Raw genomic sequence first — 26,220 nt, 5'->3', positions numbered from 1 at the left:
CCGCCGGTCCCGTGGCGCCGTCGGCCCCCGGGGGTCCTGCCGGTCCCGCGGGGCCGGTGGCTCCGGTGGCTCCGGTGGCTCCCGCCGGTCCGGGGGCGCCCGGTGAGCCCGCCGCGCCCGTCGCCCCGGTCGCTCCAGGCGGTCCCGCGGCTCCCGGTTCGCCGGCGGGGCCGGTCGGCCCCGGGGCCCCTTCGACTCCGGCGGGGCCGGGGGCTCCGGTGGCTCCGGTGGGCCCCGTGGGTCCCGACGGTCCTGCGGCGCCGTCGGCGCCCGCCGGTCCCGCGGGCCCGGCCGGTCCTGTGGTTCCCGCGGCCCCCGGGGGTCCTGCCGGTCCCGCGGGGCCGGTGGCTCCGGTGGCTCCGGTGGCTCCCGCCGGTCCGGGGGCGCCCGGTGAGCCCGCCGCGCCCGTCGCCCCGGTCGCTCCAGGCGGTCCCGCGGCTCCCGGTTCGCCGGCGGGGCCGGCCGGTCCCGGGTCTCCCGCCACTCCGGCGGGGCCGGGGGCTCCGGTGGCGCCCGTGGCTCCGGTTGCTCCGGACGGTCCGGTGGCTCCCGCGGGGCCGGTGGCCCCGGTCGCCCCGGTGGCCCCGGTGGCTCCCGTCGCTCCCGCTGGTCCCGGGGGACCCGCGGGACCGGGAGGACCGGGCGGACCGGGAGGACCACCCGCTGGTCCCGGAGGACCGACCGGTCCGCGGGGGCCGGGCAGCCCGATCCCCGGCAGCCCGTCCTCGCCGTCACGGCCGTCGCGGCCGTCGCGGCACCCGCAGCGGTTCCTGCCGCACTTGCACTTCTGCCGCGCGACGGTTCCCATCACATGGATACGCGAATGGCCGGATCTGCCGGTGACCTTGCGGGCCGGAGCGGTCTGCTTGTCGACGGTTCGCGCGTTGAGAAGAAGGGTTGCCGTGGTGTCGGAGGCGGCACTGGCCGGGGTCTGGCAGGAAAGCGCCAGGATGGCGCCGATTGCTGTTGCTGCGACGGACCAATTTCGAGCACGTTTGCCGGAATTAATACTTGGAGCCCGTCTTCTACTGCTAGAAGTCATCGCATTCCATGTCTTTTATGATCCAAAGGGATCCGATTTCCTAAACCGCGACAGTGGCGGCAAGCAGGAGTTACCCGATGATCGACGTGGCAAAGCGCAATTCCCGTTAACAAGGTTTAAACGGATTCGTCAAGACGGGAATATATCCAAATTACTTACTTTCTCTGCTATGTGCGCTTGGTGGATGATTATTCCACCAGTCGGTATATCCGACTCAAGGGCCATTAGCGTACCGTTGGGGATTTTTGTCATGATTTACGGATCGCGACTCACGGAGGTGGACCGCGCGGCCTCATCGCGGATTCCCGACTCCGGTTCCTGACCCCGATTCCCATCCCGATCCGTCTGCCCCGCCGCTTCGGCGCCGTCGAGGCCGGCCGCACGGCGCACGGCGCACGGGCCCGCCGGCTCCCGGCTAGCTGGACTCCCGCACCACGAGCTGGGTCGGGAGGATCACCGGGGGCGCGGGCTCGCCTCTCAGCAGGCCGAGCAGCAGGCGGGCCGAGGCGGCGGCCTGCTCGCCCATGGGGCTGCGGACCGTGGTGAGCGGGGGGTCGGTGTAGAGGGCGGCCTCGATGTCGTCGTACCCCACCACCGCCACGTCGTCGGGCACCCGCCGGCCCGCCCGGCGCAGTGCCCGCATCGCGCCGATCGCCATCAGGTCGTTGGCGGCGAACACCGCGTCCAGAGCGGGGTCGTCCTCAAGCAGCTGCGCCATGGCCTCGGCCCCGGAGATCCGGGTGAAGTCGCCGATGGCCACGATCGAGCGCCGTCCGGTCTCGCTCAGGACCTCGCGGTAGGCGCCGATCCTGTCCTGGGCGGCGGACATGTCCAGCGGGCCGGAGATCATGGCGATCCGGCGCCGCCCCCGTTCCAGCAGGTGCCGCACCGCCTGGGCGGCCCCGCCGGTGTTGTCGTTGTCGACCCAGGGCACGTCCAGCCGGAAGGCGGGCCTGCCGTGGGAGACGAGGGGGACGCCCGTGGCGGCGAGCGCCGCGGGCAGGGGGTCGGCGCCGTGCATCGACACGAGCATGACCGCGTCCACGTGGCGGGCGGCCACGAACTGCCTGGCCCGCACGCGGGCGTCGTCGGAACCGGCGAGCATGAGCACGACCTGCTTGCCCGCCGCCTCGAACTCGCGGCTGGCCGCGCGTACGACGGTGGAGAACATCGGGTCGTCGGAGACGAGCCCGGACGACGGGTCGGAGACGATCACCGCGATGGAGTCGGTGCGCCGGGTCACCAGGCTGCGCGCCGCGGGGTTGGGGGTGTATCCCAGGTCGTTCACCGCCCGCATGACGAGGTCGCGGATGTCGGAGGCGACCGTCGGCTCACCGTTCACCACCCTGGAGACCGTCGACTTGGACACGCCGGCCCGGGTGGCGACCGCCTCCAGGGTGGGTCGTCTCATGTGGTTCTCCCGCAGTTCGTGCCGCCGCCTGACCGGTGGTGCCTGAACGCGCGGTCCCACCCTTTCCCAAGCTTAGTCGGTGATCATGAAGAGAGCGCTCCCTCACAAAGGGTGACCGGAAGGGAGATTTCTGTCAATGCCCGGAACCGGGCCGGATTTTCCCTCGCGGCGGCCGACGGGAGAAATCCGGGAAAGCGCTCCCCGAAGAGGATCTTCTTAGCCCCAGCTCACAGCTCGTTGTAACGATGCAAACGATTATCCGGGAGCGCTCCCCGAGATGTGCGGATGATTGCCGGATCATGTGTAGCCCGTTTCGTCCTGGTTAAACGGACACTTGACAGCTCCTGTCGGACGAGAGCAATCTCTGGTTGAGAGAGCGCTCCCCGACTCGATACCGGTACGCACCCCCCACTCCCGAGGAGACGCGATGCCCTCGTCCCGAAGTCCCGGCCGCCGGATGGCCCTGCTGATAGCCGCGGCCGTCACACTCGTCACGTCCTGTCTCGCGATCATGCCCGCGACGGCCGCCGACGCCCTCATCTCCCAGGGCAAGACGGCGACCGCCTCGTCCTCGGAGAGCACCGCGGCCTTCCCCGCGTCCGCGGCCGTGGACGGCAACGCGGGCACCCGCTGGTCCAGCGCGTTCAGCGACCCGCAGTGGATCCAGGTCGACCTCGGCGCCAGCGCGACCATCACGCAGGTGACGCTGAACTGGGAGGCCGCCTACGGCAGGGCCTTCCAGATCCAGACCTCGCCCAACGGCACCACCTGGACCCCGATCCACTCCACGACCACCGCCACCGGCGGCAACCAGACGCTGGCCGTCAGCGGCACCGGCCGCTACGTGCGCGTCTACGGCACCCAGCGCGCCACCCAGTACGGCTACTCGCTCTGGGAGTTCCAGGTCTACGGGACCATCGGCGGCACCCCGCCCACCCCGACCCCGACTCCCACCCCCTCTCCCGAGGACCCCGGCGCGCTCAAGCTGCTGTCCTACGGCAGGCCCGGCGCCGCCTCCACCTCGCAGAGTGACGGCAACTGCTGGGAGTGCACCCCGGCCAGGGCGTTCGACCGCGACGCGGCCTCCCGCTGGGCGACCAGCTCCACCACCGGCTGGGTCGACCCGGGCTGGATCTCCGTCGACCTCGGCGCCACCGCGCAGATCAAGCAGGTCGTCCTCCAGTGGGACCCGGCCTACGCCAGGGCGTTCCAGATCCAGGTCTCGGACAACAACACCACCTGGACGCCGATCTACTCCACGACCACCGGCACCGGGTTCAAGCAGACGCTGACCGTCAACGGAACCGGCCGCTACGTGCGCATGTACGGCACCCAGCGCGCCACCCCGTACGGCTACTCGCTGTGGGAGTTCCAGGTCTGGGGCACCGGTGGCGCCCCGATCACGCCGCCGGCGCTCCCGCCGGACCCGGCCAACCCGCCGACGACGCTCGTCTGGAGTGACGAGTTCAACGGCGGCGCGGGTACCAGGCCCGACACGGCCAAGTGGACCCAGGACCCGGGCACCGGCCCGAACAACGAGCTTGAGTACTACAAGCCCGAGAACACCGCGATGGACGGCGCCGGCAACCTCGTCATCACGGCGCGCCAGGAGACCACCGCCGGATCGTCCTGCCCCGGGGGCCCCTGCCGGTACACCTCCGGGCGCATCAACACCGGCGGCAAGTTCACCTTCACCTACGGCAAGGTCGAGGCCCGCGTCAAGGTCCCGAAGGGCAACGGCCTGTGGCCGGCGTTCTGGATGATGGGCGCCGACTTCCTCACCGGCAGGCCCTGGCCGTACAACGGGGAGATCGACATCCTTGAGGTGCTCGGCAAGGACGTCAAGACCTCGTACTCGACCGTCCACGCTCCCGCCTACAACGGCGGTGGCGGCATCGGCACCCCGTACACGCTGCCCAACGGCGCGGACTTCTCCGACGACTTCCACGTCTGGGCCGCCACCTGGGACAGCAAGGGCATCGTCTACACCCTGGACGGGCGGACGGTCTTCACCCTGAGCAAGGCGCAGGTCGAGGCGACGCGCGGGCCGTGGGTCTTCGACCACCCGTTCTACATCATCCTCAACCTCGCGGTGGGCGGCGACTGGCCCGGCCCGCCGGACGCCAGCACCGGCTTCCCCAAGCAGATGCTCGTCGACTACGTGCGCGTCTACAAGTGACCCCCTCCCGCAGGTAACGCCCTTCCTGCGAGTAACCCCCTCGGCTCCGGTACGGCCCACCCGGGCCGTGCCGGAGCCTCCCCGGAACCGGAGCCCTCACGGCCGGAGTCCCCCCAAAAAGGAGTCCATCCATGCACCCGGCACTAGCCCCAGCCCGTCTACGAAGCCGGTTACGCCCGCTGACCCTGGTGACCGCCATACTGGCGCTCCTGGGCACATCTCTCGTCGTCCACACCACCCAGGCGAACGCGACGTCGAAGGCCCAGGCGGGGAGCTCGTCCGCCGCGGTCGTACGGGTGGCGGAGTTCCTCGCCGACTGCCCGTTCAGCCACCGGCTGCCCGACGACCCGATCATCTTCCCCGGCATGCCCGGCGCGTCGCACATGCACAGCTTCTTCGGCAGCACCACCACCAACGCCAACACGACCCTCGCGTCCCTGCAGAGCTCCCCCAGCAACTGCAACCCGCGCACCGACCTGTCGTCGTACTGGGTGCCGACCCTCTACAACGGCAACACCCCGGTGGAGCCGACGATCACCACGTTCTACTACCTGGGTGAGGGTGTGCGCGACGACATCGTCGCCCGGACCCAGCCGCTGCCGCTGGGCCTGCGGATCGTCGCGGGCAACGCCAAGGCGACCACCCCCAACGACCCGACCAGCAACGCCCGCTGGTCGTGCCTGCACGCCGGTCACGTCCCGCCGTCCAAGGACTTCGTGACCTGCCCGGCGGGGACCATGATGGAGTCCTACCTGGACTTCCCGCAGTGCTGGAACGGCAGGGACCTGGACTCGGCCGACCACAAGAGTCACATGGCCTACCCGGTCGGCCAGGCCTGCCCGGCCTCGCACCCGGTGCCTGTGCCGAAGCTGCGCCAGGTGCTGCGCTACCCGGTGAACGGGAACCCGGCCAACTTCCGGTTGGCGTCGGGCCGTGGATACACGATGCACGGCGACTTCTTCAACGCCTGGCCGGTGGCCGAGATGGAGCGTCGCGTGCGTGACTGCATCCGCCCGGTCATCAAGTGCGGCGCGGACGGCACCCCGTCCTGACGCCGGAACGCCGGACTCGCATCCCGTCCTGACAACGGTGTGCCGTCCTGACATCTCGTCCTGACAGCGGTGTGCCGACCCGGCATCTCGTTCGACGGCACCGGTGCGGGAGCCGACCTCCGCGCCGATCCCCCGTGCCGTCCCCGGCGGCGGGACCCCGAGCATCGGGTCCCGCCGCCGGCGGGCGTCGCGGGGAGGTTCGAGTACTCGAAAGGGGAGGGCTCGAAAGGGGCGTGGTGAAGGCTCGAAAAGGGCTCGAAGACGCTCGAAGAGGGCCCTGAAAGGCTCTGAAGGGTTCGAAGGGGAGAGCCGGGAGGGTTCGAAGAAGGGGAGGCCAGGACCCCCTACTGAGTTCCGCCCCCGCCCGTCTGCGCCTGCTCGCCCTGCTCGCCCTGCTCGCCCTGCGCGTCCTGCTCGGCGAGCGTGCCGCACTTGTAGCCGGCCTCCCGCTCGGGCTGGAGCTGGATGCTGCCGAGGTTCGTGGTCTCGATCGGGCGCCGGAAGGTGTCCAGCTTGTCGCAGTCGTAGAAGACGTACGTGCCCTCACTCTCGCCGAGGAGCATCATCCACCGGCCCTCGTAGAGGGGCTTGTCGTCCTCGGCGTTCTTGATGACGGCCCACTGGTCCTGGAACCCGACGAAGGGCAGGAGGTCGTTGGCCTGTCCCGTCTCCTGGACCTCGATCGCTCCCGTGATCATCTGCAGGATCAGCAGGAACCCCAGGCCGATGCCCGTGAGGGCGCCGGTGAGCACCTTCATGCCGGCGCGGCCGACGGGCTTGCGGCGCAGCAGCCGGAACGGCACCAGGAACGTCAGCACGCCCAGCCCCACCGCCACGACGACCATGACGGCGATGTCGAGATCGCCGACGAGGTTCAGCAGGCCCCAGTAGGTCGCGCCGCACCACAGCGCGGCGATCAGGGCGGCGATCCAGGGGCGTCGCCGTACGGCCGTCGTGAACCTTCCGACCGTGCCGCGGGTCACCGTGTTGATCAGCCAGCCGAGCCCGACGACGAGACCGAGAAGCGGCACGACGATCAGCAGGAGCAGGATCAGCGTGCCCATCAACCGGCCGAGCAGGACGGACTGGTCGATGCCCGCCTGCTGCGGGCTGATGTTGAACACCCCGTACATCTGCTCCACGCCGAGGTAGAGGACGGCGTAGAGCGCGACACCGATCGGGACGATGACCGAGCCGATGCGCTCGATCATCGCCAGGACGCCGGTGTTCTCCTCCTCCACGGGAGGTTCGGCCCCTGCGCGAGGTTCGTTCCCTGCGCGAGGTTCGGCGGGGGGTGCCGGGGGAACGTACCTCTGTTGCTCTGAAATATCCTGACTTGTCACGAGGGATGATGTTAAGACATAGCGGTTGACACGATGTTGATTGCGGATAAACGCGTACATTCGGGCCCCCAGCTGGGGAGGAGCCCGACGGCCCGCTCCGTTACTGAAGGACCCTTCAGACCGCCCGGCCTCTCTCCGGGGACCGTGTCCCATCGGCCGGAGTGGTCCCACTAACTTCCCCGATGTCCTCCTGATCTGTGAAAAGTAACTATAAGTTTTTGCTGCGCAACCCAAAGTGATGGGGCTAGCCTGCCTACCGGCACAGGCTGACGACGGCGAGAACGGCGGGGACGCGAGGACATGGTGACGGAAGGCGCGGTGGCCGTGGTCACCGGTGCGGCACAGGGCATCGGCGAGGCGGTGGCGCGAGCCCTGGCCGCGACGGGCACGCGCGTCGCCGCGCTCGACGTGAACGCGGAGCGGGTCGAGCGCGTCGCCGCGGGGCTCGGCGCCGCGGTCGCCTATCCCTGCCAGGTCACCGACAGCGCCGCCGTCGACGCCGTGGTCGCCCGGGTCGAGGCCGATCTCGGCCCGGTCGGGCTGCTCGTCAACGTCGCCGGAGTGCTCTGCTCAGGACCGGCCGTCGCCATCAGCGACGACGACTGGGCCCGCACCTTCGCCGTCAACACCGGCGGGGTCTTCCACCTGTCCCGCGCGGTCGCCCGCAGGATGATCCCCCGCAGATCCGGGGCGATCGTCACCGTGGGCTCCAACGCCGCCGGCGTGCCCCGGACCAACATGTCGGCCTACGCCGCCTCCAAGGCCGCCGCCGCGCAGTTCACCAAGTGTCTCGGCCTGGAGCTGGCACCGTACGGCATCCGCTGCAACGTGGTGTCGCCCGGCTCCACCGACACGCCCATGCAGCGCGCCCTGTGGACCGGCGGCCACGACGCCCGCACGGCCATCGAGGGATCGCCGGCCACCTTCCGGGTGGGCATCCCCCTCGGCAGGCTGGCCGATCCCGCCGACATCGCGGACGCCGTCCTCTTCCTGGCCTCCGACCGTGCCAGGCACATCACCATGCAGGACCTGTACGTCGACGGGGGCGCCACGCTCCGGTCGTAGTACCGCCCCCTCTCCCATTCCTGGATCCCTCTCGACAGGAGACCTCTTCACCATGTCGTCGAACGACGTCCTCACCATGTCTCGAATGCCCGACCTTCTGGGAGATTACGAGCCCGGCACCTTCTTCTTCACCTCGCCGACCCGCACCCTGCTCGCCAGGGGGGTGGTCCAGGAGGTCCCCGATTCCGTGACGACGAGCCTGCAGGGGCGCGTCGCCTCGACCCTGCGCGACGCGCGGGACTCCGGTCACCCCAACCCCGTCGTGGTGGGCGCGATCCCCTTCCGCGACGACCGTCCCGCGCGCCTGCTGGTGCCCGCCGCCGTCTGCTGGACGAGCCCGCCGGCCGGTCCCACCACCGCCCCCGAGCGGATCACCGGGACGTTCACCGGATCCGGCCCGGTCTCCGATCCCGGCGACTACGTGCGCGGCGTGAAGAAGGCGCTGGCCAAGCTGACCGCCGGAGAGCTCCAGAAGATCGTGCTGGCCCGCACCCTGGACATCACCCTGGGCACCCCCGTCGACGTCGGCCGCGTCCTGCGCAACCTCATCCGGCGCGACCCGCAGGCCTACGGCTACGCGGTCGACCTGCCGTCGAGCGGCGACACGGCCCGTACCCTCCTGGGAGCCAGCCCCGAGCTGCTCGTCTCCCGCTCGGGCCGCCGGATCACGACGAACCCGCTCGCGGGGTCCGCGCCCCGCCACCCGGACCCCGTCGTCGACCGCGAACGGGCCCGCGCCCTGCTCGCCTCGGACAAGGACCTCCGCGAGCACGCCCTGGTGATCGAGAGCATCGTGGAGGCGCTGCGCCCGTACTGCAGCAGGCTGTCGGTCCCCGCCGGGCCCTCGCCGCTGTCCACCGCCTCCATGTGGCACCTGTCGACCCGGATCACCGGCGTGCTGGACGACCCGGCGGTCACGTCGCTGGAACTGGCCACGGTGCTGCACCCCACCCCCGCCGTCTGCGGTACGCCCGCGGGCGCCGCGCGCGAGGCCATCGAGGAGATCGAGTCGTTCGACCGAGGCCTGTACGCGGGCCTGGTCGGGTGGGGCGACGCGACGGGCGACGGCGAGTGGGTCGTGACCATCCGCTGCGCCGAGGTCGCCGACCAGACCCTGAGGCTGTTCGCGGGCGCGGGGATCGTCGCGGGGTCGGTGCCGGAGACCGAGCTCGCCGAGACCACCGCCAAGTTCCAGACCATGCTCCGCGCCGTCGGCCTGCACCAGGACCGCTGACCCGCCGTCGCGGGGGACGACGCGCCGGTACGGAAGAGGACGTGTGATCGCGGGCGGTGACCCGCGATCGCGGGGGACGACCCGCGGCCGTAGGCGGCGACCCGCGCCAGCGAGGGCCGGCCCGCCACCGTGAGGAAGCCTCGCCGCCGCGGGAAAGATCCGTCACCGCAGGAAGACATCGGAAAGCCGCAGCAGAACCAACCCGAAATCGCGGGAAAGCCGCAGCAAGACCGCACGAAAGCCGTAGGAAAGGAGACAGTGCCCGTGGCCCTTCCCCAGATCGCCCCCTACCCGTTGCCTGGGGAGGACGATCTTCCCGAGAACCGGGTGAGCTGGCGCCCCGACCCCCGCCGCGTCATCCTGCTGGTCCACGACATGCAGAACTACTTCCTCGCCCCCTTCGCCGCCGGTGTCCCGCCGCTGACCGGGCTCATCGCCAACATCGGTCTCCTGCGCGACGCCTGCGCCGCGATCGGCATCCCCGTCGCCTACTCGGTGCAGCCCGGAGGCCAGAGCGAACGCGAGCGCGGCCTGCTCCAGGACTTCTGGGGTCCGGGGGTCCCCGGCCACCGGGAGAGCGAGATCGTCGCGAGCCTGCTTCCCGCGGAGGGCGACATCCTGCTCACCAAGTGGCGCTACAGCGCCTTCCGCAGGACCGACCTGCGCGCCCGGATGGAGGCCATGGGCCGCGACCAGATCATCGTCTGCGGTGTCTACGCGCACATCGGCTGTCTCATGACCGTCTGCGACGCCTTCATGCAGGACCTCCAGCCGTTCCTCGTCGCCGACGCCGTCGCCGACTTCTCCCTGGAACACCACACCATGGCCCTCACGTACGCCGCGCAGCGCTGCGCGGTCACGGTCGTCACCCAGGGGCTGCTGCGCGGCTGGGAGTCCGCGTCGCCGCCCGCCGAGGTGGCCGGGGGCGTGTAGCGGGGCCCGGTTCGCGGGGCTGCCGCAAATACTGTCGGGGGGTATCCTTCAACAGGGGAGGCCGAGCGGAGGGGGAGAGATGCACGGATACACCGCCAGCAAGCAGGACCATCTGCGGCGACTGCGCCGGATCGAGGGGCAGGTACGAGGGCTGCAACGGATGGTCGAAGAGGACAAATACTGCATCGACATCCTCACCCAGGTGTCGGCGGCCAACCGGGCCCTGCAGTCCTTCGCGCTGTCCCTGCTGGAAGAGCACCTGGCGCACTGCGTGGCCGAGGCCACGGCCAAGGGCGGAGCCGAGGCCGAGGAGAAGGTCAAGGAGGCGTCCGACGCCATCGCCAGGCTCGTCCGTTCCTGAACGCCTCGCGGCGGCCGTCGCCGTCACCGGTCCTGAACGTGTCGCGGTGGGCGTCGTCCGGGCCGTCCGTTTCCGAACGCGTCGCGGTGGGCGTCGCCGTCACTGTTTCCGAACGCGTCGCGACGGGCGTCGGCGTCACCGGGCCCGTCGCGGACGGTTCACGCGTCGACCTTCTCCTCCAGGTTGCGCTGGAAGTGGGCGCAGCCGGTGAAGTCCTCGTGGTCGCAGGCCAGGGCACATTCGATCATGTGGAGCGACGACCGCGCCTGGGCGACGTGTCGCGTCAGGTCCGCGTGCCTGCGGCGCAGGGCGTCGCGTCGCGCCTCCGGATCGCCGGTGGCGATCATTTCCCGGATGTCGGCGAGGGAGAACCCGGCCTCCTTGGCGCGCAGGATCACCGTGACACGACAGAGATCGTCGCGGTCGTAGCGGCGCCGGTCGGCCCTGACCCGGGTGGGGGCCAGCAGCCCCATGGCCTCCCAGTGCCGCAGGACGTGGGTGGGCAGGCCGAACCGCCGGGCGATCTCGCCGATGCTCATCATCGCGTCATCGTCGCTTGACTTCATGTCGGCATTAAGTCGCATCCTCGATCACATGTCCAACGACACCACCACAGACCGGCAGGACCGAGCCGAGCGGGAAACCCGACAGGACCGAACAGACCGGGAAGACCGGGAAGAACCAACGGATTCAACGGATCCGACAGAGCGGGGAGAGCGGGGAGAGCCGGAAAGGGACACCGTCACCGAGCTGGTCCGGCTGCTCGACGCGCTCGACGCCCTCCCCGACTCCGTCCGGCTGCGCGCCCGCTCCTACGACCTGCTCCACCTCACACCGGGGGCACCCGTGGCCGACGTCGGCTGCGGGACCGGCCTGGCCGTCGCCGAGCTGGCCGGGCGCGGCGCGCGGGCGACCGGTGTCGACCTCGGCGAGCGGATGATCGCCGAGGGGCGCCGACGCCGGCCCGGCGCGGATCTCCGCGTCGGCGACGCCCGCGAGCTGCCGTTCCGGGACGGCGAGCTGGCCGGTTACCGCGCCGAGAAGCTCTACCACGAGTTCGACGATCCGGCCGGGGCGCTCGGTGAGGCGCGGCGGGTGCTCGCCCCGGACGGGCGGGTCGTCCTGATCGGGCAGGACTGGGACACCTTCGTCATCGACTCCGACACCCCGGCCCTCACCCGGGCCATCGTGCACGCCCGCGCCGATCTCGTCGCCGCGCCCCGCGCCGCCCGCGCCTATCGCGCCCTCCTGCTGGACGCCGGGTTCGACGACGTAACCGTGGAGGTCCACACCGGTGTCCTCACCGGCCCGCTGATACTGCCGATGCTCACGGGGACCGCCGGTGCCGCCCGTGACGCCGGTGCCGTCACCGAGGACGACGCGGGCAGGTGGATCGCGGAACAGGCCGGACGCGCGCGTACCGGAAGGCTCTTCGTGGCCGTGCCGCTGTTCGTCGCGGCCGCGCGCCGCCCCTGACGACCGGTGAGTACGGCGGGTGCGGCGGGTGCGGCGAACCGGTCCGCGTCCAGGTTCAGCCCCGGGGCCCACCCGACGCCGCGTGACCCGCCGCGTCGGCACAGGCATGACCGCGAACGTTCAGACGGTCCGCCGCCGGCCGATCCCGCAAGGTCACCTCACGCCGTTAAAAAGCACTGAGCAGGCAGTTATGAGGCTGGGGAACCGGGTGATACCGGTATGGAGCTATCCCGCAGGATCCGTCTCGTGCGCGTCCCGGTGGTCGGGATCGACGGCGAGCACGACGTGGAGCAGGTCCTCGATGGCGTGGGCGAGACGCTGGTCGGACAGCTCGTACCGGGTCTGGCGCCCCTCGGGCACCGCGACCACCAGGCCGCAGCCGCGCAGGCACGACAGATGGTTGGACACGTTCTGGCGCGTCAGTCCGAGCTCGTCGGCGAGCCGGGCCGGGTAGGTGGGTCCCTGGAGGAGGGCGATGAGCATCCGGCAGCGGTTGGGGTCGGCCAGCGCCCTTCCGAGACGGGCCATCGCGTCAAGGCGTGTCGCGGCGGTGAGCATGGTTATCACAATACATCGCTTGCTGTATATACAGTGACTGCTGTATAAACACTGAGGACTGTACCGACGGGGATGGAGCACCATGGGGCACGGACACGGGCACGGGCACACGACGCCGACGGCGGCCGCGGCACACCGCGGGCGCCTGGTCGTCGTGCTCCTGCTGACCATCGGGGTGCTCGTCGTCGAGGTCATCGGCGCGGCGCTGTCGGGCAGCCTGGCGCTGCTCGCCGACGCCGGGCACATGGCCACCGACGCCGCGGGCATCGCGCTGGCGCTGTTCGCCGTCTGGATGGCCGGCAAACCGGCCAGTGCCCGGCGGACCTTCGGCTACCAGCGGGCGGAGATCCTCGCCGCCGCGATCAACGCGGTCGTCCTCCTCGCCCTGAGCCTCTACATCCTGTACGAGGCCGTCCGGCGTTTCGCCGACCCCGCGCCGGTCGGCGGGACGGTGATGCTCGTGGCGGCCGCGGTCGGCCTGGCCGCCAACGCGGTCGGGCTGTGGCTGCTGCGCCCCGGCCAGACGGAGAGCCTCAACCTGAGGGGTGCCTACCTGGAGGTCCTCGGCGACCTGCTGGCCTCGGTCGCGGTGATCGTCGCCGCGGTCGTCATCGCGCTCACCGGCTGGACGACGGTGGACCCGATCGTCTCCGTCATCATCGCCCTGCTGATCGTGCCGCGCAGCTGGAGCCTGCTGCGCGAGGCCGTGGACATCCTGCTCGAAGCGGTTCCCCGGGGCGTCGACCTGGAGGAGGTCCGCAGGCACCTGCTGGAGACACCGGGTGTCATCGACGTCCACGACCTGCACGCCTGGACCATCACCTCGGGCCTTCCCGTCCTGTCCGCCCACGTCGTGATGGCGGACGGCGTCCTGGTCGACGGCTCCTTCGGCCCGGTGCTGGACCGGCTGCACGAGTGCCTGGCCGGTCACTTCGACGTCGAGCACTCCACCCTGCAGCTGGAGCCCGCCGGTCACGCGGACCACGAGGGCGCCCGGCATCCCTGACGGGCGCCCGGCCGTGGGCGCCATGGCAGCTCAGGGGGTCTGGAAACCGGCCTTCGCCAGCACGTCCTTGCCCTGCCGGGAGAGCACGAGGTCGACGAACTGCTTGGCCGCCTCCGGCGCGGGCGCGCCGGACAGGACCGCGATCGGGTAGTCGTTGATCGCCTTCTCGGCCTCGGGGAAGTCGATGCCCTGCACCTTGCCGCCGGAGGCGATGACGTCCGTCTTGTAGACCAGGGCGGCGTCGACCTCACCGAGCTCGACCTTGGTCAGGGTGGCCTTGACGTCCTGTTCCAGGGTGACGGGGGTGACCTTGAGCCCGGCCGCGTCCAGGGCCTTGATCGCGGCGGCGCCGCAGGGCACCTGCTCGGCGCACAGGGCGACCTTGACCTTCGAGTCGGTCAGGTCCTTGAGGTCGTCGACCTTGGCCGGGTTGTCGGCCGGGACGGCGATCTGCAGGCTGTTGCGCACGAACGTGACCGGCGAGGCGGCCAGGGAGGCGTCGGTGACGGTCTTCATCGTGGCCGGGCTCGCGGCGGCGAACACGTCGGCGGGGGCGCCCGCGACGATCTGCTGGGCCAGGGTGGCGCTGGAGCCGAAGCTGAAACGCACCGTCGTGCCCGGGTGCGCGGCCTCGAAGGTCTTGCCCAGCTCGGTGAACGTACCGGTCAGCGACGCGGCGGCGAGCACCGTCAGCGTCGTGGCGCCGCCCCCGGTCGTGGCCTCGCTCCCGGAGGCGGCAGGGGTGGCGGCGGCGCCGGGGGCCGGATCGGCGGTGCCGCAGCCGGACAGGGCGGCGGCCAGTGTGAGGGCGAGGGGGACCGTGAAGGCCCACCGGGAAAGACGCCTGAACAACGAGGGCTCCTTACTGACTCACCGTGCTGATCCGAAACGTCGTCGGGAACAGTCACCATACCTCGCACATTCCCCCACCAAGAAGAGACTTCCTGAGCAAACACGCCATGTATCGCCATATCACCATGGCATCTGCGACATCCCGACGCCTCCCGTCGGAACGGTGGCCCGGCCCGCCTCGGGAGCAGGGACGGTTCCGGGCGTCAGAAGCGGCGCGAACCGGCGTGACCCGGGAGCAGGGACGGTTCCGGCCATCGGGGCCGGCGCGGACCGGCGCGGACCGGCGCGGACCGGGAGCGTGGGTGGTCCCGGCGTCGGCGGCGGTGTGGACGGGGCGCGCGAGATGGGGGCATGCTGTGGCGTGCTTTTGCGCCAGTTGGAGTATCTGGTCGCGCTGGCCCGCGAGCGGCACTTCGCCCGGGCCGCCGCCGCCTGCCACGTCTCCCAGCCGTCCCTGTCAGCGGCGATCCGGAAACTGGAGCGCGAGCTGGACGTCCCCATCGTGCGCCGGGGCCGCCGGTTCGCCGGGCTCACCCCCGAGGGGGAGCACGTGCTGCTGTGGGCGCACCGGATCCTCGCCGAACGCGACGCGCTGCTCGACGATCTCTCGACGATGCGGGGCGACCTGTCGGGCACGCTGCGGATGGGAGCCATCCCCACCGCGCTGACCGTCGCGCCGCTGCTGACCACGCCGTTCTGCGAACGCCACCCCCACGTCCGGGTGTCGCTGGAATCGCTGTCGTCGCACGAGATCACCCGGCGGCTGGCCGAGTTCGATCTCGACATCGCCATGACGTACCTGGACGGCGACCCCCTGGGAAACGTGCGGACGACGCCGCTGTACGAGGAGCGCTACCTGCTGCTCACCCCGGACGACGGCGAGCTGGCCGGGCGTGCCGTGGTGCGCTGGGCCGAGGTGGCCACGCTCGCGCTGTGCCTGCTGGCGCCGCAGATGCGGAACCGGCGCATCCTGGACGAGATCTTCGCCGAGGCCGGCGCGGTCGTCGTACCGGCGATCGAGACCGACACCGTCTCCGCGCTGTACGCCCACGTCGCCACCCACCGCTGGTCCAGCGTGATCGCGCACGCCTGGCTGCACATGTTCGGCGTACCGGACGGGATGCGGGTGGTCCGGCTGGAGAGCCCGTCGCGGGCACCCCGGGTCGGCCTGGTCGTCGCCGACCGTACCCCCGCGCCCGTGCTGGCCGGCGCCCTCCTGGACGCCGCCCGCGGCGTCGACATGCGCGCCGTGCTCGACCGGCTGCTGCACGGTTACCTGTCGAATCCCCCCGGGCAAAGAAACAGCACATAGACAACGTCTATGTGTTCATAGGAATTTTCATTTTGACGTTTTACGGCAATGACGAGGAAGGTGAAAAGCAGCCGCACGAAATCCGCAGGAAAAAAGATGAGGAGCGAATGTCATGGCGAAGGTGCTGTGCGTCCTGTACGACGACCCGGAGAACGGCTACCCGACCTCCTACGCCCGCGACGACCTTCCGAGCATCGCGCACTACCCCGGAGGCCAGTCCCTGCCCACGCCGCAGGGGATCGACTTCACCCCCGGGCACCTGCTCGGCAGCGTCTCCGGCGAGCTGGGCCTGCGGGCCTTCCTGGAGAGCCGCGGTCACACCCTGGTCGTCACCTCCGACAAGGACGGGGAGAACTCCGCGTTCGACCGCGAGCTTCCCGACGCCGACGTGGTCATCTCCCAGCCGTTCTGGCCCGCGTACCTCACCCCCGAGCGGCTCGCCAGGGCGGCCAACCTGAAGCTGGCCATCACCGCGGGCATCGGCTCCGACCACGTCGACCTGGACGCGGCCATCGAGCACGACGTCACCGTGGCCGAGGTCACCTTCTGCAACAGCATCAGCGTCGCCGAGCACGTCGCGATGATGATCCTGTCCCTGGTCCGCAACTACCTGCCCTCCCACCAGCGGGTTCTCGACGGGGGCTGGAACATCGCCGACTGCGTGGCCCGCTCCTACGACCTGGAGGGCATGCACGTCGGGACCGTCGCCGCCGGGCGCATCGGCCTGGCCGTGCTGCGCCGCCTCAAGCCCTTCGACGTGCGCCTGCACTACACCGACCGCCACCGGCTGCCGCGGGAGGTCGAGGAGGAGCTCGGCCTCGTCTTCCACCCCACCACCGCCGACATGGTCCCCAACTGCGACGTGGTGACCGTCAACGCGCCCCTGCACCCCGAGACCGAGGGGCTGTTCGACGACGAGCTGATCGCCACCATGAGGCGCGGCGCGTACCTGATCAACACCGCCCGTGCCAAGATCTGCGACCGCGACGCCGTCGTGCGCGCCCTGGATAGCGGGCAGCTCGCCGGGTACGCCGGTGACGTGTGGTTCCCCCAGCCCGCGGGCCCCGACCACCCCTGGCGGACCATGCCGCACCACGGCATGACCCCGCACATCTCCGGCTCCTCCCTCTCCGCCCAGGCCCGCTACGCCGCGGGAACCCGCGAGATCCTGGAATCCTGGCTGGACGGCACCCCGATACGGCCGGAATACCTCATCGTCCAGGGCGGAAAGCTCGCCGGAACCGGCGCCCATTCCTACTCCGTCACCAAGGACCGTAAGTAGGTTTCCGCCACCGAGGACCGTGAGTGAACGACGCCCTGGCCGCGCCCGTCGGTGGGGGGAGGCGGGGCGGGCCGGCCGGGACCACGCGAAGGGAGGCCTGCGCGACGGCGGCTCGCCGGTGGATGATGTCATGTGGCACTGCCGCGTCCACCGAACGCCGGAACGAATGGATCTGACATGGATCTGCTGCCCTTCGACACGGCACACGCCTCCACGGTCGCGGGCTGGCCCGCCTCGCCGCGGGAGGTCGAGATGTGGTGCGGACGGCACGAGTTCCCCCTGCCCGCGCGGGTCGTCGCCGACTGGCAGCTGGGAGAGGACGTGCGCTCCCACATGCTCTTCGCGGACGGTGACCCGCTCGGCTACGGGGAGCTGTGGGTGGACCCCGAGGAGGGGGAGATCGAGCTCGCCCGGATCATCGTGGCCCCCGGTGCCCGAGGCGCGGGGATCGGGCGCCACCTGGTGCGAGGACTGGCCGCGCTGGCCAGGGACACGGGTTACGCGGACGTCTTCATGCGCGTGCACCCGGACAACGACCGGGCCCTGCGGTGCTACCGGGGAGCCGGTTTCCTGACGGTCGACGCTCACCTGGCGGCGGAGTGGAACGTCCCCCAGCCGGTCGACTACGTCTGGCTGCGGCACGCCGACCCCGGCGATCCTGGCCACTCGCCCCGGGCGAGCTGACCTCCACCGATCCCCTGCCCCGACCCTCAGTCGACGGCTCCGGCGCGAGGTCACGCACGGTAAGCCTCCCGAGCCGGAACGACATCACCCATAAACCGGCCGGATCGATTTCACCGGAGCGGTCAAGTCCTCAATAGGAATGGCTCTCGGGCCCGATAAGCAACCCTTATGACGTATCCGTTGTCCCGATGGTATTGCCACGCATAGCGTTAAACATAAGCCGTGGCCGGACCGAGCGGAGGAGGAAACGTGAAATTCGGAATATATCCTGCCTATATTGGCGGCCGAGATGTCACCGGTGACAACGCCCAGTTCGTTCACACACTCACCGCCCGAGCCCTCATGGAGGACACCTTCCCCAGCCTGCGGCTCAAGCGCGACCTCGATCTGGGAATCGCCGACCCGAACACGGCGGGGGAAAGCGTCGTGGGGGCGTGCGTCGTCGCCGACGAGAGCATGACGGCCATGGCCCTCGAATCGGCCGCCCGCGCCGCCCCCGAATGGCGCCGGGTCCCGCTCACCGAGCGGATCGAGATCGGACGCCGCATCGCGGAACGGATGCTTGAGCACCTAGACACCCTCGTCGAGATCCTCGTCGCCGAGGGCACGCCGCACTCCGCGGCCAGAGGCATGATCGGCGGGCTCCCGTTCACCAGCTGGAGCCGGGAGACGCTCGAATGGTGCGCCGAGCAGATGGAGTTCCGCCGGTGGGACGGCGACCGTGAGATGATCCTGCGCCGCGTTCCCGACGGCGTCGTCTGCATCAACCCGCCCCAGAACGCCGCGGCGGTCAACGCGCTGAACGGCCTCACCGCTCTCCTGGCCGGCAACACCGTGGTGGTGCGGGCACCCCGAGGGGTCGCGCTCAGCTGCATGTACGCGATGCGGGAGATCGCGGCGCCGGTGCTCGAAGAGGCGGGAGCGCCGCCGGGAACGCTCAACGTCCTTTGCGGGCCGCCCATGCTCGACGCCTGGATGGCCAGCGAGCACGTCGACGACGTCCTCTACTTCGGGGGCAGCGAGAAGGGGCTCGAATTCGAGACCGACTGCATCGCCGCCGGCAAGAAGCCGATCCTGGAGCTCGCGGGCAACGACTGCTGCGTGGTGTGGCACGACGCCGACCTGGACGCCACGGTGGAGACCCTCACCGAGTTCTTCATGAACTCCGGCCAGATCTGCAACGTGCCCAACCAGGTGATCGTCCATCCGGAGATCGCGGACGAGCTCATCGAGCGACTGGTCACGGCCACCAGGAGGATCCGGCCCGGGTATCCGGACGAGACCGACGTGGTGCTCACCCCGGTCCTCGGGGTCGACTGGTTCTTCGGCTGCCTGGGGGAGGCGCTCGCCAAGGGCGCGAAACTCGTCCACGGCGGCCGTCGTCTCGAAGTCGACGGCTCACCGTCCGGCACCGGGTTCTTCGTCGAGCCGAGCATCGTCAGGGTCGACGGCCTCCGGGACGCGAGGTCGCTGTCGGTGGTCCGCGACGAGACGTTCTTCCCGCTGCTGCCGATCATCGTCCCCGAGGCCGGCGTTCCGGACGACGCCCTGCTGGAGGAGGTGCTGACCTTCGTGAACGGCAACGCGTACGGCCTGCGCAACTCCTTCTGGTCGACCGGGGACTCGACGATCGAGCGGGTCCTGGAGGGGGTCACCAACGGCGGCAACCTGAAGATCAACGATTCGCACACCGCCTTCCTCCCCTTCCTGCCCAACCAGGGCGGCCCCGGCCTCACCGGCGGCGCCTTCGGCGAGGCGAGCCATCCCATGCTGCGCACCACCCATCTGCAGGGCGTGAGCGTCATCCGCCCGGCGGCCTGACGCGACACGGACCGACACGGACCGACGCGAACCGACGCGAACCGACGGCGCACCAACGGCGGACTGAGAAGGAGCACCCGTCATGACATCTCGTACCCTGAAGGCCACGGTGCCGGCGACGGCCGCCGAGGTGATCGAGCGGCTCGGCGACGAGCCGGCATTCCCCGCGTACGCCCGTGACATCGTCTCCGTCTCCGACACCGGCGACGGGCTCCGCCAGTGGGTGCTGGCCTTTCGCGGCGGCACGGCGAGGTGGACGCAGCGCAGCTGGGGGGCCGGAGGCGGCCCGCAGCCGCACCGCATCGAATTCGAACAGGTCAGCGGGGACTTCCAGCACCTCAAGGGGGCGTGGACGAGCACGGACCTCCCCGACGGCTGCGAGGTCGTGTTCGACGTGAACTACAGCACGAGCGTCCCCCACCTCGCGGGCGCGATCGACTCCGCCGTCGGACGGGTGCTGGTCCGCAGCGCCCACCAGATCATGTTCGCCGTCGGAGGCTCGGTGCACGTCACATCCGGAGACCGGCACCTCCGGGACCTGCCGGAGGGCTTCATCCCGGAGGGAATCACGGGCGACGCGCCTCAATGACGTCCGGATCCGCGGAATTTGAGATGGTTGTGGAATCAGTTGTGTTCCAAATGTGAGGCCGAGGGCGGCTCCATGCCGGCCATGTGCCGGTTGAACCTCACTGTCATCCATACCGACTTGCCGGATCGAGAAACCGCGTCATACGAACCACCGACACAATCTAAGAAGACGATGGGCGTGTCCGAGTGCGCGCGGTGATCGCAGGTCGTATGCTGCTGGCTCAGCGCCTGTGGGTAGGCGTGAGGTGGACAGTTCGCCCGGACGCAAACTGATGACCCCAAAGGTGCGATGCCTAGCCCACTTGTGAATCATTGCAGGGCTCCATGCGGATGCGTCTCGTGCGGCCGTAGTCCGGGATACGTGCCGCAGGGTGAGGAACGCCATGCCGCACGTCAACGACAAGCACGCTTTCAATGATACGGTCAAACTTCTTGGAGGGCCTTGTCCCCTCCACTACTCCGCTCGTGTCAGTGGACGGCGAGTTATTGACACGCCACAGGTCGGCCAGAAACATTTTCAAGGCATCCTGGCTCACTGCCTTTTTAGCGAGCGGCGCACAACGCCGTGGGATGTCATGGCTGGGCGATCGTTCCATGATCTGCGCTCGTACTTCAACTCGATTTCACCCCAGCTTGATAGTCTCATGATCGAGACGAACACCGCGATGCGAGTCGCCAGTTACCTGCTGCCGTACACCCGGAGTTACTCTCGGAGCCTTCACGAGTGTTCCGGGATACCAGGCCTACGCGTCGATGGTTATGGAAAAGGCATGATCCGGCTCAGGCATCTTCCTACGAATGGCATTCTCGAATTGCGTGACTCTCGTTCTTACACCAAACAGCTGGCCGTAAGTGTTTTTCAACGCGAGGTCGCGTGGAACCGTGAGCTTGATGTCTGTTCGAGCCTTCGAGTCCCTGCTTGGGAAAAGGACAGCTTGGACATCGCGGAAGAGGCCTCTCTCAGGGCATGGCCGTCAGTGTCGGAGGTGTCATTGCTTAGTGCGATCCTGGCGCGAGCCGGGGTTCTATGGGGCTATTCCTGGGATAACGGCCTACTCGCTGCCGCCTACCGTCCGAGTGCGGCTTATTGCCTTAGTTGGTATGAAGGACCCACTACGAATAAGCTTGGTCAGTTGCTATCAGAGTCGGCCATTCGGGTCGACGGGATGACATTCAAGCCATCCGAATGTGTTACGGGTCGAGGTCTTCTCCTGCTCGGAGAGGTCGAGCTGGAGCTATCCGGATCGAAGCCTCCTATCTTTGAGTAACCGATCACTCCAGCAGATCGAGTAGCCGTCCCGCTTGGCGCTCCAAAGTGCCCTTTGGGTTACGCGCAGAGAAGGGGCCGTCGGGGCCGAGCATGCACATCCAGGAGAAGGCGAATAGGCGTCGGAAGGCCAGCACTCGCGCCGCTTCGGCAGCGGTGAGATCGATGTGTGCCAGCAGTCCGGCGCCGTTGAAGATGCCGTCGACCTGTGAGATGTGCTCAATGAGCTCCGCGAGTTCGAAGGCACGATCGCTACGTCCAGAGTCCTCCCAGTCGATCAGCCGGATACGCTTGCCGTCCCATAAGTAATTGGCCAGGTTGCTGTCGGAGAGCCCGAAGACGGGGGTCGTTCCCACTATCAACCGATCCAGTTGAGAATCAACAAGCCATTTCGAACCTGCGGTGAAGGCTTCGGCCACCACCGGATCGCTGCCTAGATCGGGAGCTGCTGCTCGGAGTCTCCGGGCCTTGGCGATGGCCGCGGACGGGTTCCACGCAGAGGGCACCAAGTCAGCCAGCACCTGCGTGGGAATCGCTTGGTGCAGGGTTTTGATCGCCTTGGCCATCGCTTCGATCTGCTCCGGCGTGACATCCAGTCCACGCAGCGGAACGCCATCCAGGCGCGACATCACCACCACGGGTGGCTCCGCGTCCAAGTGGGCCGCCAGCGGTAAAGGAGCCAGGTCAGGGGCGTACTCCGCGAGCAAGGTCAGCGCCCGCCACTCCTGCTCGGGCTCACCACGGCCCCATGACTCAAAGGTTTTGATCACCCGGTCAGGATGCATTTCGATGCCGTGAGTGCTTGACTGACCTGTCACCCGTTTCTCCTGCCGTCCTGGCTCCTCCTGAACCCGAGCACAGGATCCTGGCCCAGATGGTTCCCGAGGCTACCTCTATACGGGAGCCACATAAGCAAGATCAATGGTTCACACAGGGCGAACGGAAAAAGACAATCCGCGGGTGGCATAGATGGGCCAACGAGTCCTTTCGTGGAGCTTGCCCGGATGCGCCATTAACACCGGTGTCGGCCGACTCTCCTCATCGCCTTAGTTGGAACTCCTCAAATCAGCGGCGGACGTCCTAGGCGTGTCATTCGCCAGACCGTGCTCCACCGCATCGGGCGGCGATTTCCACACGATGTGGTGCACCCTTCGATGAACCCGCTGCCCCACGCTTGGAGTCCCGCCAAAGGAGGCCTGCGGACGACGGTGATCACAGTCCAGGTGGCGAGGTAGACCGGTACCAGCGCTGCGGGCAGGTGGCGTCTGGCCAGCCAGACGCGGTTGCGGGCGACCATGCGGAAGTACACGGCATGGCGCGTCGGAGAGGTCCGGGGGTGCTGCAGCACCAATTCCGGGCGGTATTCGATGCGCCAGCCCGCGTCCAGCGCCCGCCACGCCACGTCGGTTTCCTCGTGCGCGTAGAAGAACGACTCCGGCCAGATACCGACATCGTCCACTACGGCCATGCGGATGGCGTTGCCGCCGCCGAGGAACGTGGTGACCTCCGAGGCACGCAACGGTTGACCGGTACGCAGTCGGGGAACGTGGCGGCGCTGCGTGTGACCGGTCTCATCCGCGATGCGGAAACTAACGATTCCCAAGTCAGAGCTGCGAGCGAACAGACAGCGAATCGTGTCGGCGGTGTCGGAACGCGGCAGGAGCCCGTCGTCATCCAGATACATGACGACATCGATGTCCTCGTGATCGCGGAGAGCGGCGAGCGCGGCGTTGCGCCCGCCGGAGATCCCTCGGTTCTCGGGCAATTCCAGTCCTTCGACTCCTGCGGGCAGTCGCCCCAGCCGGGTGCCGTTGCCGACGACCACGACGCGCATCGCCGGCCCGGATTGCGCTTCGACGGAGTCCAGGAGCGCGGTGAGTTCGGCCGGTCGGTCGCCCATCGTGAGGATGACCACCCCGATCCTCACATCCGTAGGCGAGGTGAGAGCCCTGCGGTCCTCGTACGGCATGCGTACCTCTCTCATCAGCGGGGCGGGAGGACGGGCACATCGCCGCTGGCCGCCTGAAAGCCTGGAAGGCCATGCCAGCGTGATCGTACAGTTCCTTCTGGGTGGGCCGTTGCTTTGTGGCCATGTGCAGATCGCCTGTCGTTAATGTAGATCTGAATTCATGACCGGTTTCCGTGGTGCTCATCCACGCCTGCCGTGCGCGGCCTCCTCGTACAACCGCTGGTAGCGGTCGGCCACGGCGGCCCAGCTGTAGGAGCGGTGTACGTGCCGCGTCGCGTTGGCCGCCCGCCGGGCTCGCTCCATGGAATTGGCCAAAGCCGCGGAAAGGGTCTCGACCAGATCGGTGACGTTGTCGGGTTTCACGAGCCAACCGTCGGCACGGCTGCCGCGACCGGTGATGATGCCCGCCGGGCCTCCCGTGTTCGTCGCGATCGGCGGCGTGCCGCAGGCTGCGGCCTCGATGTAGACCATGCCGAAGCTCTCGTTGACGGCGGGGGCGACCATGAGGTCGGCGCAGTTGAGACCGTCGGGAAGCTCGTCATGGTCGCGCCAGCCGATGAAGTAGACATGATCGTCGATTCCGAGACGTCGAGCAGCGGTCAGCGGATGCTCGCCTTCCGCTTCGCCCGGGTAACCGCCCCACAACAGCAGGACAGGCGCCGGGTCTGCGGTCTTCAGGATCGCGGTAAACGCTTCAAGCAGGACGTTGAGCCGTTTGACCTGCTGGAACCGGCCGATCCACAGCAGCACGGGACGTAGCGCCCCACTCGCGTCGACCATCCTGCCAAGATCGCTCGCGGTGTAGCGGATGCTGCCGGGTTTCTGACCGGGCGCCCATCCCCGTGGGTCGTCAACCAGCCAGCGGCGTAGCCGCGCCAGGCGCTGGTCGTCATCGAGGTGCTTCGGCACGAAACGCGTGGTGTCCACACCGTTGGGCACCACCGTGATGTCATCCTCCGGAATGTCCAGCAGGCGATCCACCTCGACGCGGTCACTTTCAGAGACCACGACGATCCGCCCGGCACGGCGGGCGTACTGGCGCATCTGCCCGCTCCACAGATCGGCGTACTGCCACAACTTCCAGTCCTTCGTGTGGACGTACGCGAGCTCTTCCCCGGCGAGATCCGCGTCATGCAGGAGTCGTTCCAGAACCATCCGCTTCCGTCCGGGGTCATCGTCATAACAGGCATCGCCTAGGGCGCTGAGTGGTACACCGAGGCGTTCGGCGAACCGGGTGACCTGCTGGGCTTGATCGAGGAGCTTGAGATCGGTGCCATGGAAAGTCGTGATGACCGGGATCCCTGGATAAGCGCGATGGACTGCGACCTGCAGGTGGCTCAGGTGGTGCAGATGAACGACAGCGGGATGGGTGCTGCGGTGAGCGGTCAGGTGCTCATCCCAGGCGCTGATCAGGTGCTGGGTCGTCGCGGGTGCCACGGCGGTGAACATGCGGTCGGGTGCGCTGGGCCCACGATCCTCGTAGGAAGGGTGGAAGGGAGCGGGTTGCTCGTCCATGCCGCTCCCGCCGCGCGTGTAAGCGGCTGCCGCGGCGTTGTAGTCCATCGCGGCCACATTCAGGCCGACGTAGAAGGTGGGTGCGTGGCTGAAGTCGCCACTCGTGCCCAGTGATCCGCACAGGATGCGAGACGTGAGACCACGGCCGGTGAACTCACGACCGAGGTAGCGGATTACCTGGGCCGATCCGCCACGCGGGAAGAACTGGACGACAGTGTCCACGGTGAGCATGAGATGTCCTGACGATCAAGATGGAGAGACGGTCACTTCACTGGCGGATGAAGTCGTGATCAATGAGGGACACGCCGGTGCCGGTACGGGCCGCGGTGAGGATCGCTTCGGTGGCCGCGACGGCGGCAGCGCCCTGGCGCAGTGTGACGATGTCGTTCGGCAGGCCGAGCAGCGCGTCACGGAAGGCTTCGTGCTGGGTGCGGAACGGCTCCGCACCCGGGACCTCGTAGGTCGTGATTTTTCTCATGGGCACTGCGGTGCCCGGAGTATCGCCGTTGTCGTAGTGAGTGATCGTGCGGGTCAGGGCGTCGGCCATCACGCATCCCTTGGCCGTGTGCGCGATGACGATCCGTTCCTTGTACGGCGAGATGCGGCTCACCTGGAGGTCAGCGATCTCGCCACCGCTGAGGCGCAGGACCGCTGCGGCGAGATCTTCGTGCGGGCCGCCGCTTACGCTGCTGACCTGGGCGGTGACGGAGGTGATGTGGCGGCCGGTGAGCCAGGTCGCCAAATCGACGTCATGGATGGCGATGTCGGTGACCACGCCGACATCACGGATCCGGTCCGGGAAGGGACCGTGGCGGCGGGTCGCCACCTGGTAGACGGCACCGAAGTCCCCGTCGCGCAGGCGGACGCCGAGTTCCCTCACGGCTGGATTGCGCCGCTCGGTGTGTCCGACCGCGCCGATCAAACCGGCCTGTTCGAAGGCTTCCACCAGCCGCAAAGCGGCAGGGAGGGAGGAGGCGAGGGGCTTTTCGATGAGGGCGTGCACTCCTGCGGCGGCGAGCGTGACGCCGATGCGCTCGTGCTCGGTGGTCGGTGTCGCGACGACGCAGTAGTCCAGCTCGATGTCCAGCAGTTCATCGACGTCGCCGACTGTCCGAACACCGTTGAACTTGGAACGCCGCTCCGGATCGGTGTCAGCGACCGCGACCAGGGAGACGCCGTCCAGCGAGCTCAGAACCCGGGTGTGGACGCTCCCCGCCCATCCCAGCCCGATGACCGCCGCTCTGAGTGATGTCGTCATTGCTCTACCAGC

General features: G+C 68.9%; 23 protein-coding genes. 14 read left to right on the top strand and 9 right to left on the bottom strand.

All coding sequences use genetic code 11. The features are described 5' to 3' along the window. The first annotated feature begins 839 nt into the window (after nucleotides 1–839). Nucleotides 840–1,364, top strand: coding sequence for a hypothetical protein (locus ACSC1Q_RS11965; RefSeq protein ID WP_436758732.1), 525 nt, complete (start codon nucleotides 840–842; stop codon nucleotides 1,362–1,364). Between the two features lie 93 nt (nucleotides 1,365–1,457). On the opposite strand, the gene ACSC1Q_RS11960 is transcribed toward ACSC1Q_RS11965, so the two are convergent. Then, nucleotides 1,458–2,453 carry a LacI family DNA-binding transcriptional regulator gene (locus ACSC1Q_RS11960; RefSeq protein WP_436758731.1) on the bottom strand — a complete coding sequence of 332 codons (996 nt, stop codon included), beginning with the start codon at nucleotides 2,451–2,453 and terminating at the stop codon, nucleotides 1,458–1,460. Nucleotides 2,454–2,880: 427 nt separating this feature from the next. On the opposite strand from ACSC1Q_RS11960, the gene ACSC1Q_RS11955 reads away from it, so the two are divergent. Beyond that, nucleotides 2,881–4,632: a discoidin domain-containing protein gene (locus ACSC1Q_RS11955; RefSeq protein ID WP_436758730.1), complete on the top strand. Its 1,752-nt coding sequence runs from the start codon at nucleotides 2,881–2,883 to the stop codon at nucleotides 4,630–4,632. A 188-nt stretch (nucleotides 4,633–4,820) separates the two neighbouring features. Further along, nucleotides 4,821–5,684, top strand: a complete 864-nt coding sequence (locus ACSC1Q_RS11950; protein WP_436758729.1) for a DUF1996 domain-containing protein — start codon at nucleotides 4,821–4,823, stop codon at nucleotides 5,682–5,684. Between the two features lie 344 nt (nucleotides 5,685–6,028). On the opposite strand, the gene ACSC1Q_RS11945 is transcribed toward ACSC1Q_RS11950, so the two are convergent. Then, nucleotides 6,029–6,925 (bottom strand): hypothetical protein, encoded by an 897-nt coding sequence (locus ACSC1Q_RS11945; RefSeq protein WP_436758728.1) that lies wholly within the window; start codon nucleotides 6,923–6,925, stop codon nucleotides 6,029–6,031. A gap of 402 nt (nucleotides 6,926–7,327) precedes the next feature. On the opposite strand from ACSC1Q_RS11945, the gene ACSC1Q_RS11940 reads away from it, so the two are divergent. From ACSC1Q_RS11940 to ACSC1Q_RS11925, 4 genes are all read left to right on the top strand, one after another. Further along, a complete protein-coding gene (locus tag ACSC1Q_RS11940) occupies nucleotides 7,328–8,092 on the top strand; it encodes a 2,3-dihydro-2,3-dihydroxybenzoate dehydrogenase (RefSeq protein ID WP_436758727.1) in 765 nt (254 codons plus the stop codon). 85 nt (nucleotides 8,093–8,177) lie between these two features. Beyond that, complete coding sequence (dhbC, locus tag ACSC1Q_RS11935) at nucleotides 8,178–9,326, top strand: isochorismate synthase DhbC (RefSeq protein ID WP_436758726.1); 1,149 nt, start codon at nucleotides 8,178–8,180, stop codon at nucleotides 9,324–9,326. A gap of 264 nt (nucleotides 9,327–9,590) precedes the next feature. Further along, nucleotides 9,591–10,259, top strand: coding sequence for an isochorismatase family protein (locus tag ACSC1Q_RS11930; RefSeq protein WP_436758725.1), 669 nt, complete (start codon nucleotides 9,591–9,593; stop codon nucleotides 10,257–10,259). 79 nt (nucleotides 10,260–10,338) lie between these two features. Then, complete coding sequence (locus ACSC1Q_RS11925) at nucleotides 10,339–10,620, top strand: metal-sensitive transcriptional regulator (RefSeq protein WP_436758724.1); 282 nt, start codon at nucleotides 10,339–10,341, stop codon at nucleotides 10,618–10,620. 158 nt (nucleotides 10,621–10,778) lie between these two features. On the opposite strand, the gene ACSC1Q_RS11920 is transcribed toward ACSC1Q_RS11925, so the two are convergent. Then, the gene (locus tag ACSC1Q_RS11920; protein ID WP_436758723.1) at nucleotides 10,779–11,186 is read right to left on the bottom strand and encodes a MerR family transcriptional regulator; all 408 of its coding nucleotides are present in this window, start codon (nucleotides 11,184–11,186) and stop codon (nucleotides 10,779–10,781) included. A 28-nt stretch (nucleotides 11,187–11,214) separates the two neighbouring features. On the opposite strand from ACSC1Q_RS11920, the gene ACSC1Q_RS11915 reads away from it, so the two are divergent. Further along, entirely contained in the window at nucleotides 11,215–12,096 is an 882-nt protein-coding gene (locus ACSC1Q_RS11915; RefSeq protein WP_436758722.1) for a methyltransferase domain-containing protein, read from the top strand. 225 nt (nucleotides 12,097–12,321) lie between these two features. Here the strand turns inward: ACSC1Q_RS11915 and cmtR are convergent, their stop codons facing one another. After that, complete coding sequence (gene cmtR / locus ACSC1Q_RS11910; RefSeq protein WP_436758721.1) at nucleotides 12,322–12,654, bottom strand: Cd(II)/Pb(II)-sensing metalloregulatory transcriptional regulator CmtR; 333 nt, start codon at nucleotides 12,652–12,654, stop codon at nucleotides 12,322–12,324. Between the two features lie 82 nt (nucleotides 12,655–12,736). On the opposite strand from cmtR, the gene ACSC1Q_RS11905 reads away from it, so the two are divergent. After that, on the top strand, nucleotides 12,737–13,660 hold the full coding sequence (locus ACSC1Q_RS11905; protein ID WP_436758720.1) for a cation diffusion facilitator family transporter: 924 nt from the start codon (nucleotides 12,737–12,739) through the stop codon (nucleotides 13,658–13,660). A 30-nt stretch (nucleotides 13,661–13,690) separates the two neighbouring features. Here ACSC1Q_RS11905 and modA read toward each other — a convergent pair whose 3' ends face one another. Then, nucleotides 13,691–14,512, bottom strand: a complete 822-nt coding sequence (gene modA, locus ACSC1Q_RS11900; RefSeq protein ID WP_436758719.1) for a molybdate ABC transporter substrate-binding protein — start codon at nucleotides 14,510–14,512, stop codon at nucleotides 13,691–13,693. Between the two features lie 361 nt (nucleotides 14,513–14,873). Between modA and ACSC1Q_RS11895 the strand changes: the two genes are divergently transcribed. The 5 genes from ACSC1Q_RS11895 (at nucleotide 14,874) to ACSC1Q_RS11875 (ending at nucleotide 20,200) form a co-directional block, all read left to right on the top strand. Continuing rightward, on the top strand, nucleotides 14,874–15,824 hold the full coding sequence (locus ACSC1Q_RS11895; protein ID WP_436758718.1) for a LysR family transcriptional regulator: 951 nt from the start codon (nucleotides 14,874–14,876) through the stop codon (nucleotides 15,822–15,824). 112 nt (nucleotides 15,825–15,936) lie between these two features. Further along, nucleotides 15,937–17,106 carry an NAD-dependent formate dehydrogenase gene (locus tag ACSC1Q_RS11890; RefSeq protein ID WP_436758717.1) on the top strand — a complete coding sequence of 390 codons (1,170 nt, stop codon included), beginning with the start codon at nucleotides 15,937–15,939 and terminating at the stop codon, nucleotides 17,104–17,106. A 177-nt stretch (nucleotides 17,107–17,283) separates the two neighbouring features. Continuing rightward, a complete protein-coding gene (locus ACSC1Q_RS11885; protein ID WP_436758716.1) occupies nucleotides 17,284–17,790 on the top strand; it encodes a GNAT family N-acetyltransferase in 507 nt (168 codons plus the stop codon). A 342-nt stretch (nucleotides 17,791–18,132) separates the two neighbouring features. Continuing rightward, entirely contained in the window at nucleotides 18,133–19,611 is a 1,479-nt protein-coding gene (locus ACSC1Q_RS11880; protein WP_436758715.1) for an aldehyde dehydrogenase family protein, read from the top strand. 82 nt (nucleotides 19,612–19,693) lie between these two features. Continuing rightward, nucleotides 19,694–20,200, top strand: coding sequence for a type II toxin-antitoxin system RatA family toxin (locus ACSC1Q_RS11875; protein WP_436758714.1), 507 nt, complete (start codon nucleotides 19,694–19,696; stop codon nucleotides 20,198–20,200). 1,271 nt (nucleotides 20,201–21,471) lie between these two features. Here the strand turns inward: ACSC1Q_RS11875 and ACSC1Q_RS11870 are convergent. The 4 genes from ACSC1Q_RS11870 to ACSC1Q_RS11855 all read right to left on the bottom strand — a co-directional run bounded on the left by ACSC1Q_RS11870 (nucleotide 21,472) and on the right by ACSC1Q_RS11855 (nucleotide 26,208). Next, nucleotides 21,472–22,284 (bottom strand): phosphotransferase, encoded by an 813-nt coding sequence (locus ACSC1Q_RS11870; protein ID WP_436758713.1) that lies wholly within the window; start codon nucleotides 22,282–22,284, stop codon nucleotides 21,472–21,474. A 242-nt stretch (nucleotides 22,285–22,526) separates the two neighbouring features. Next, on the bottom strand, nucleotides 22,527–23,381 hold the full coding sequence (locus tag ACSC1Q_RS11865) for a glycosyltransferase family 2 protein (RefSeq protein WP_436758712.1): 855 nt from the start codon (nucleotides 23,379–23,381) through the stop codon (nucleotides 22,527–22,529). A 234-nt stretch (nucleotides 23,382–23,615) separates the two neighbouring features. After that, nucleotides 23,616–25,181, bottom strand: a complete 1,566-nt coding sequence (locus tag ACSC1Q_RS11860) for a glycosyltransferase (RefSeq protein ID WP_436758711.1) — start codon at nucleotides 25,179–25,181, stop codon at nucleotides 23,616–23,618. Between the two features lie 37 nt (nucleotides 25,182–25,218). Beyond that, the gene (locus ACSC1Q_RS11855; RefSeq protein WP_436758710.1) at nucleotides 25,219–26,208 is read right to left on the bottom strand and encodes a Gfo/Idh/MocA family protein; all 990 of its coding nucleotides are present in this window, start codon (nucleotides 26,206–26,208) and stop codon (nucleotides 25,219–25,221) included. Nucleotides 26,209–26,220 lie beyond the last annotated feature (12 nt).

The organism is Streptosporangium heterodermiicola, assembly GCF_051390675.1.
Taxonomy (GTDB): domain Bacteria; phylum Actinomycetota; class Actinomycetes; order Streptosporangiales; family Streptosporangiaceae; genus Streptosporangium.
The sequence above is the reverse complement of the archived record's forward strand: the minus strand, read 5'-3'. Positions and strand labels throughout refer to the sequence as shown.